The sequence below is a fragment of the Streptomyces sp. NPDC007905 genome, assembly GCF_042959345.1.
Taxonomy (GTDB): domain Bacteria; phylum Actinomycetota; class Actinomycetes; order Streptomycetales; family Streptomycetaceae; genus Streptomyces.
In genome coordinates this window covers 252,494-259,600 of record NZ_JBIBKS010000012.1, presented here as the reverse complement: position 1 = coordinate 259,600, position 7,107 = coordinate 252,494, and the positions used below count along the sequence as shown (strand labels likewise).

The window sequence follows — 7,107 nt, the reverse complement described above, 5'->3', positions numbered from 1 at the left end:
GAATGATCACGGATCCCGTGTCCGCTCTATCGTCCACCCCAACCCGCAGCGTTCTCACGCCAGTTGGGCGATCCCGGGAACTTGCGCAAGCCCTGGGCATGGTGCTGGTGAATCTCCTTCGCCAGGATCGTAACCCTGGCATCAGGGACTCCACCAAACTCAGAGCAGCTCACTGCGCCGGTTGGCCAAGGAACTGACCGGGGCCTTGCGAGACGTACTCCGCGTTGCAACCAGCCGCGGTCGCCTCCTGGCAGGAAGCGACCCTCATCGGCCCTGAAGGGGACGGCACCCTTGGCGGCTGCAACCTGCTCGGTGCGGGCCTAACTTGCCGGTCTACTGATCAGCGGTCTCACTGACCAGCGGGACTGACGAAGCCCACGGCTCTGAACTGCTCAGATGCCGTGGGATTCGTCGTTGTTGGTTGGCGTTGGTCGGCCTCGCACGGCCCGGGGACGGCCCAGAAATCGCGCGGTGGTACGTGCCGGGAAGGTGCGTCACCTGCTGCAGGCAGCGACGATGCCCAGAATCACCAAGGCCACGAAGAACATCGCTACGCAACCACCTATGGCGCTCTCCGCCTCCGCGACGACAGCGCGAATCGTCGGGCGCCCACCTCGGCCATGCCGACGCCGGGTTCACGCTCCGCACCTACACCCATCTCATGCCGAGCAGCGAGACGCGTACGCGGAAGGCTGTCGACGCGATGTACGGCACGGCCCGCAAGCCCCCGACGGCCCCCTGACGCCCCACGGGTTCCGAACCTGCCCCTGATCATCGGGAAACCGCTGGTCAGGGGCATTCTCGCCCTGTCCGTGGACTACTTTGACTTGAACTGATATCAGTTCTGAAACAGCGTCAGAAACATGCGGTGCGGCGGGAGGCAGTCGGCCATGACCGAGCTCGTGGAACACGGACAGCTGTTCATCGGCGGGGAGTTGACCGGCCCCCTGGGCAAGGACGTCATCGAGGTGATCTCCCCGCACACCGAGGAGGTCATCGGCCGGGTGCCGCACGCCTCACGGGAGGACGTCGACCGGGCGGTGGCCGTGGCGCGCCGCGCCTTCGACGAGGGTCCCTGGCCGCGCGCCACGCTGGAGGAGCGGATCGAGGTCGTCACCCGGATCAAGGACGGCATCGCCGCCCGGCACGAGGAGATCGCCCGGGTGATCTCCGCCGAGAACGGCTCCCCGTACTCCTGGAGCATCCTCGCCCAGGCGCTCGGCGCGATGATGGTCTGGGACGCGGCGATCGGGGTCGCTCGGGGCTTCACCTACGAGGAGCGCCGCGGCGGAGCGCTCGGCCCGATCCTCGTACGGCGCGAACCGGTCGGCGTGGTCGCCGCCGTCGTCCCGTGGAACGTCCCCCAGTTCGTCGCCGCCGCCAAGCTCGCCCCCGCGTTGCTGACCGGCTGCACGGTCGTGCTCAAGCCGTCCCCGGAGTCCCCGCTGGACGCGTACCTGCTCGGCGAGATCGCGCGCGAGGCCGGTCTGCCGGAGGGCGTCCTGTCGATCCTGCCCGCAGACCGCGAGGTCAGCGAGTACCTGGTCGGGCACCCCGGCGTCGACAAGGTCTCCTTCACCGGCTCCGTCGCGGCGGGCAGGCGGGTGATGGAGGTGGCCGCCGGCAACCTCACCCGGGTCACGCTGGAACTGGGCGGCAAGTCGGCGGCGGTCGTGCTGCCGGACGCGGACCTTCAGGCGGCCGTGTCGGGGATCGTCCCGGCGGCCTGGATGAACAACGGGCAGGCGTGTGTCGCGCAGACCCGGATTCTCGTACCGCGCACCCGCTACGACGAGTTCGCGGACGCCTTCGCACAGGCGGCGAGCGCCCTGAAGGTCGGCGACCCGCTGGACCCGGCCACCCAGGTCGGCCCGCTGGTCGCCCAGCGGCAGCAGCGGCGCAACCTCGACTACATCCGGATCGGCCAGGAGGAGGGCGCCAAGATCCTCACCGGCGGCGGCCGCCCGGCCGGGCTGGAGAAGGGCTGGTACGTGGAGCCCACCCTCTTCGGCGGCGTCGACAACTCCATGCGGATCGCCCGGGAGGAGATCTTCGGCCCGGTGATCTGCCTCCTTCCCTACGGCGACGAACAGGAAGCGGTGGAGATCGCCAACGACTCGGACTACGGCCTGTCCGGCAGCGTGTGGACGGCCGACGTCGAGCACGGCATCGAGGTCGCCCGGCAGGTCCGTACCGGCACCTACTCCGTCAACACCTTCAGCCTCGACATGCTCGGCCCGTTCGGCGGCTACAAGAACTCAGGGCTGGGGCGGGAGTTCGGCCCCGAGGGCTACGGCGAGTACCTCGAGCACAAGATGATCCACCTGCCGGCGGGGGCCTAGACATGGGCGACCGCTGGCACATCGAGGTCGACCGGTCCGTGTGCGTCGGCTCGGCCCAGTGCCTCCACCACGCCGCGGACGGCTTCCGCCTCGATTCGGCCCGCCAGTCCCACCCCGTCGAACCGGACGCCGACGCGAGCGAACAGCTCCTGGGGGCGGCCGAGAGCTGCCCGGTGGAGGCGATCACGATCACGCTGGTGGGCAGCGGGGAGCCGGTGTTCCCGCCCGAGGAGTAGCGGTGCCGGAGCCGCGGGGTACGCTCCTGCGGTTCCGACGGACCGACCGCGGTGGCGAAAGAGTGCACGAGTCCGAGGCCGACGGGGCTGGGACGGACGTGAGGCGGTCTGCTAGGGGGCGGCGCCTCCTCGGTCGACATGGTCGAAAAATTCCCTATTTGGTGGGTTCTGTCGTGCTGGCGAGGATTATCCTGAAACCAGCCTACGAGGCGAGTGAGGGAGTCCGACCGGAGTAGCCGACTTCGGCGTGACGCAAAAGGCATCCGCCGAGGCCGACAGCGACGGTAGGGCTGAGAGGCCGGAAGGCAGCAGTCAGGCCGGAAGGCGACCCCCATCACCTGATCCGGACCATGCCGGCGAAGGGAACCCGTCTCGTAGGTCTTGTCGTGTCCGGGGGTGTTCCCAGGGGCCGACGTCCTCGTCGGTCCTTCATCCCTTGATCCGCCCATCCGCGCGAGGGTGCCTCGTCACGCGTCCAGCAGGGCCGGCTGCCGTTCCGCCGCACTGTCCGGATCGCCGTCGGCGGGATGGGACCGGGCCGTGTGCACGGGCGGGTGGGGCGGCTGCCACGGCCGGCAGGGCGGGGTGACGATCGCAGAGGCTGCGCGCGTAGCGGCCGAAGCGTGCCCGTGCCGTGTCGATGCCCTCGGGCACGGCCCCGGCCATGACGGCCATGAACGCCGTGGTCCCCCGCAACGCGCGCGTGGCAGGCTTCCGCACGCTCCTCGCGCCCGTCCGGGGTTCAGTCGAGCCAGGCGAGTGGGTCTTCCTCGTCCTCCCCGGATGCCCGGACCGTCGTGAAGGTGACAGGGACTCCCAGCTCTGCAAGACCTGCAAGAACGTCCGGCGAGACGTAGAGTCCCGATCCTGACTCGGCAACGCCTGCCATATCGACCTTCACCGGTTTTCCCGCCTCTTTCAGCGCGTCGAGCGCCAGCTTGCGGGGGCTGAGGAATCGGATAAGTTCCGCGGCCTGTTCGTCGGCGCTTTTCGAGTGTCGCTCGTCAACGGTGAACGTGGCCCAGCCGGGGCCGGAATAGATGCCCACACCTTCGGACGAAGAGAACTCTGCACTGTCGGCCAGTTGCAACTCGGCAAGCAGAAAAGCGGAATTCACTTCCTGACCTGATACGACCAGGGACGTGCTCAAGTTACCCCACGGCTTCAACTTCGCTCCAGGTTCCATGACTGTTCTTTCAGCGTTCGTTCATATTGGCCGCGACCCGGAGCGGGAATCCTAGAAGTGCGATTCGCTTGAGTTCCTCCGGCTGGAGGGCGAGGGTGCAGTCGTTCCCGGAGAATCCGTAGATGTCGACGATCACCTCGTATCCTTGCTCGACCAGTTGCGCGAGCTCGGTCCGCTTGCTTTCCGCAGTGGAAAGGATGTTGCCCAGCTGCTCGTGAAAGTCCCTGCTGACGTTCGAGTTGCAGTTGATCCCCCACTCTCCGTCGACCTCGCCCGGGCGACCCCATTTGCTGGGTCCCGGGTTTCGCACACCAGTGGGCTCGATACCGAGGAAGGACGTGATCTCCTCGGGCTGGAGATCACGTCCCTTGATGACGAGTGACACATCCGTCAACACCCAGTGGCGTTTTTCTTTTACATCCATGTACGGCTCCTCACAGATGGGGACATTCTACTTGAGCTCACGGCACGCCGCCCAGTGAACATTACCCATGCCGGGCTTCAGCAGCTCGCTCAGTGCGGTCTCTTTGCCGACGGTCGTCGAATTCTCGAACACGCTGAAACCTCCGCCGCCCGTCGAGGCGGGAGGCGCCAGCGTGTAGTTCGGAATCACGTCGCCCGGTCCGAATGTCTCCACGTAACCTCCCGGATACACACCCCGCTCGACGGTCAGGCCGTTGAGTCCGGGAAGTGCGTCTCCGTGCTGCACGTAGAAAGAGATATTGGTGCCCTCGGGAACCACTGTTTCCCCGGCCCTGCGTTCAAGATAGCCATGACCGGCGAAGACCTTCTCCCCGTCCGGACGGCCACCGGCCAGCACCCGGTCCGCATAGTAACGGCCATCAGTGTCCGGCCATTTCTTGTCCACTATCTGCGGGTTGGAGTCGCGCAGCGCCTGCATGGCGTCGGCGCGCTCGGGCATGGCGTCCGCGGAACCTCTGGCGGCCTGACGCTCGAGACCCTCCCGCAGTCCGCGTTGCGCCGCCGACTCCAGGCCCTCCTTCGTCGCCATGCGCAGTCCGCCCCGGGCCAGTCCCGCGCCCTTGGTGCCGATCAGCTCGGGGATGAGGCGGCCGACGAACTCCGACGGATCCTTCTTGAAGCCGTCGACGGCGGCCTGCACGACCCGCTCGGGATGCGAGGCGGTGGAGACCAGGCCGGCGAGCGTCATGTTGACGTTCTGCAGGTAGGCGGCCGGGTGGGTGAGGTTGTAGGGGTCCATGGGGTTCAGGCCGCGGGCGAAGTTCAGCAGCCCGGCCGTGCCCTTGAGCGCGCCGCCGACGACATGGGTAAGCTCGGTGTTGACGGCCTGGTAGCCGTCCGTGAAGTCGTGGCCGAGGCGCTCCAACGGCGGCGGTTCGGCGGGCGCGTGCGCGAGGGCCGCCTTCACCTTGCCCTGCGCCTCGGAGGCGGCCGTGTTGCGCTGCTTGCGGGCCTCGGCGAGCTTCTCGACGGCCGCCTTGACGTCGGCCTTGCCGGGGTCCTTGAACGGCTCCGGCTTGGGGCCCGGGTCCTCGTTCGCCTTGATCTTGGCGTTGTAGGCGTCGACCTTCTTGTTGTACGCGTCGACCGCGTCCTTGGACGCCTTCACGCCCTTCTTGTACAGCTCGACGGCTTCCTTGGCCTGCTCCTGCGCCCATATGACGGTGCCCGCGTACGACTCCAGCGCCCCCGCCGCCGCGTCGCACGCCTCCGCGGCCTGCGCCCACTTGGTGGGATGGACGCCGAACTTCTCCCGGAACGCGTCACCGCCCTCGCCCTGCCAGCCGGAGGGGTCGACCTTCTTCAGCCCCGAACTCACCTTGTCGAAGGCGCCGTGGAAGTCCCTCAGATGCTTGGCGCTCGCGCGGATCCTGTCCGGGCTGCCGTGGACGAGTTCATCGGCCTCCTCGGTCTGGCCCAGCTGCTGCTCGCCCGGGGTGGCGCCCAGGTCCGAGGCGACCTCGTCGCCCCAGTCCTCCACACCGTCGGCCCAGTCGTGCAGACCCACGTGGTCCAGGCCCTCGCCCAGCTTGTCCGTGGCCCAGTCGACACCCTCGCCGAGCTTTTTCTTGCCCGCGTCGTAGAGGTCCTCGGCACCCCCCAGGAGCGAGTTGGTCAGGTCGCCCAGACCCATCAGCCCTCACCGCCCTGCTCGGCGGCCTTGGCGCGGGCCTCGGGGGAGGGGCCGAAGGTGTCGTCCAGGTACTGGTCGTACTCCTGGTCCGACACACCGAACGCGCCGTGCAGGTTCTCGGGGTTCAGGCCCAGCGGGCCCACGGTGTGCGAGGTCATCACGTCCCGGCCCGCGTCCTTCCAGGCCTGCCCGCTGTTGGCCATGGCCCGGTCGAAGGACTCCTTGCTGTAGTCCACACCGCCGTAGGCGCCGGACGTGGCGATGTCGCCCCAGCCCATCTTCTCCACCTCCTCCTCGGAGGCGTACGGATTGCCGACGGCCGCGTTCGCGACGACCTTGAAGCTGCCCTCGACGTACTGCTCGGTCTCGTAGTACGTACCGGCCGACAGACCCGTCTTCACGGCGAACCCGTTGCCCTCGTCGATCAGCGACCGCACGCCCCACTCCCAGCGCTCGCAGAACGACGTGAAGTCCCCCGTCAGCCCCTCGTGTCCGAGTTCCAGCCCGGACAGGGCGATGTCACCGAAGCCACGCCCGGCCCCGGCCTCGCCCACCATGCCCAGCTCTTTCAGCTCGCCCAGCGCCTCGGTCAGGCCCTTGGCGATCAGAGCGAGCCCGTCGGCCTTCAGGTCCTTGCCGCCCTCGGTCACGTCATGTCCCCCGTGTCCGCGTCGACGTCCAGCGCCGCCTCGTCCGGCACGATCCCGCGCACCGGCGGGAAGACCATGCCCTCCTCCCCGTCCGCGCAGTCCAGTGCCACTCCACAGGGCACCCCGGCCGCGGGGACGGCCACATCCAGCAGGCGTGCGCCGAGCACGGTCTGATACGTCCACTCGCGCGCCGCCTCACCGCGTGCGACGGCGTAACGGGCCAGCGCCTGCTCGTCGGAGAAGGCCAGGATGAAACGGATGCCGTTCAAATCCGCGGTCAGCAGACCGCGTTCGCCTTCCGGGCCCGGGCCCCCGCCCAGTGGGACGAGCACGGCGGTGCGGCGGAACTCACCGAGCAGAGCGGCGAAATCGCGTCTGCGGGCGTCGACCGCCGCCTCTTCGGCGGCCGCTGCCGGCTGCGCCACGGACTGCGGCTGCGCCACGGACTGCGGCCCCGCTAACGAGTCCGGCCCCGCCACGGACTGCGGCCCCGCTTCCTCCTGCGGTGCTCGGTGCACCTGCGGAGAAACCGTCGTCTCCGCGTAGTCGGCAAGACGTGACCGTGGAATGTCGTTGT

The 7,107-nt window shown here is 68.4% G+C and carries 7 protein-coding genes; 2 read left to right on the top strand and 5 right to left on the bottom strand.

Features of this window, described 5'->3' with window-relative positions:
- Positions 1–890: 890 nt before the first annotated feature.
- Positions 891–2,342 (top strand): aldehyde dehydrogenase family protein, encoded by a 1,452-nt coding sequence (locus ACFZDC_RS22970; RefSeq protein WP_391326532.1) that lies wholly within the window; start codon positions 891–893, stop codon positions 2,340–2,342.
- 2 nt (positions 2,343–2,344) lie between these two features.
- Positions 2,345–2,578, top strand: coding sequence for a 4Fe-4S domain-containing protein (locus tag ACFZDC_RS22965; RefSeq protein ID WP_391326530.1), 234 nt, complete (start codon positions 2,345–2,347; stop codon positions 2,576–2,578).
- Positions 2,579–3,320: 742 nt separating this feature from the next.
- Here the strand turns inward: ACFZDC_RS22965 and ACFZDC_RS22960 are convergent.
- From ACFZDC_RS22960 to ACFZDC_RS22940, 5 genes are read right to left on the bottom strand one after another with little or no spacing between them, the layout of a single operon-like run.
- Positions 3,321–3,764 carry a hypothetical protein gene (locus ACFZDC_RS22960; protein ID WP_391326528.1) on the bottom strand — a complete coding sequence of 148 codons (444 nt, stop codon included), beginning with the start codon at positions 3,762–3,764 and terminating at the stop codon, positions 3,321–3,323.
- A 10-nt stretch (positions 3,765–3,774) separates the two neighbouring features.
- Positions 3,775–4,188, bottom strand: a complete 414-nt coding sequence (locus ACFZDC_RS22955; RefSeq protein ID WP_391326527.1) for a DUF4279 domain-containing protein — start codon at positions 4,186–4,188, stop codon at positions 3,775–3,777.
- A gap of 27 nt (positions 4,189–4,215) precedes the next feature.
- A complete protein-coding gene (locus tag ACFZDC_RS22950; RefSeq protein ID WP_391326525.1) occupies positions 4,216–5,880 on the bottom strand; it encodes a putative T7SS-secreted protein in 1,665 nt (554 codons plus the stop codon).
- On the bottom strand, positions 5,880–6,530 hold the full coding sequence (locus ACFZDC_RS22945; RefSeq protein WP_391326524.1) for a hypothetical protein: 651 nt from the start codon (positions 6,528–6,530) through the stop codon (positions 5,880–5,882). The genes ACFZDC_RS22950 and ACFZDC_RS22945 overlap by 1 nt, the downstream gene beginning before the upstream one ends.
- Positions 6,527–6,955: a hypothetical protein gene (locus tag ACFZDC_RS22940; RefSeq protein ID WP_391326522.1), complete on the bottom strand. Its 429-nt coding sequence runs from the start codon at positions 6,953–6,955 to the stop codon at positions 6,527–6,529. Before ACFZDC_RS22940 ends, ACFZDC_RS22945 begins: the two co-directional genes overlap by 4 nt.
- Positions 6,956–7,107 lie beyond the last annotated feature (152 nt).

What these genes read in the sequence shown, in the direction of transcription:
- ACFZDC_RS22955 (WP_391326527.1), bottom strand. Translation starts at nt 4,188, where the DNA reads ATGGATGTAAAAGAAAAACGCCACTGGGTGTTGACGGATGTGTCACTC.
- ACFZDC_RS22960 (WP_391326528.1), bottom strand. Translation starts at nt 3,764, where the DNA reads ATGGAACCTGGAGCGAAGTTGAAGCCGTGGGGTAACTTGAGCACGTCC.
- ACFZDC_RS22965 (WP_391326530.1), top strand. Translation starts at nt 2,345, where the DNA reads ATGGGCGACCGCTGGCACATCGAGGTCGACCGGTCCGTGTGCGTCGGC.
- ACFZDC_RS22970 (WP_391326532.1), top strand. Translation starts at nt 891, where the DNA reads ATGACCGAGCTCGTGGAACACGGACAGCTGTTCATCGGCGGGGAGTTG.
- ACFZDC_RS22950 (WP_391326525.1), bottom strand. Translation starts at nt 5,880, where the DNA reads ATGGGTCTGGGCGACCTGACCAACTCGCTCCTGGGGGGTGCCGAGGAC.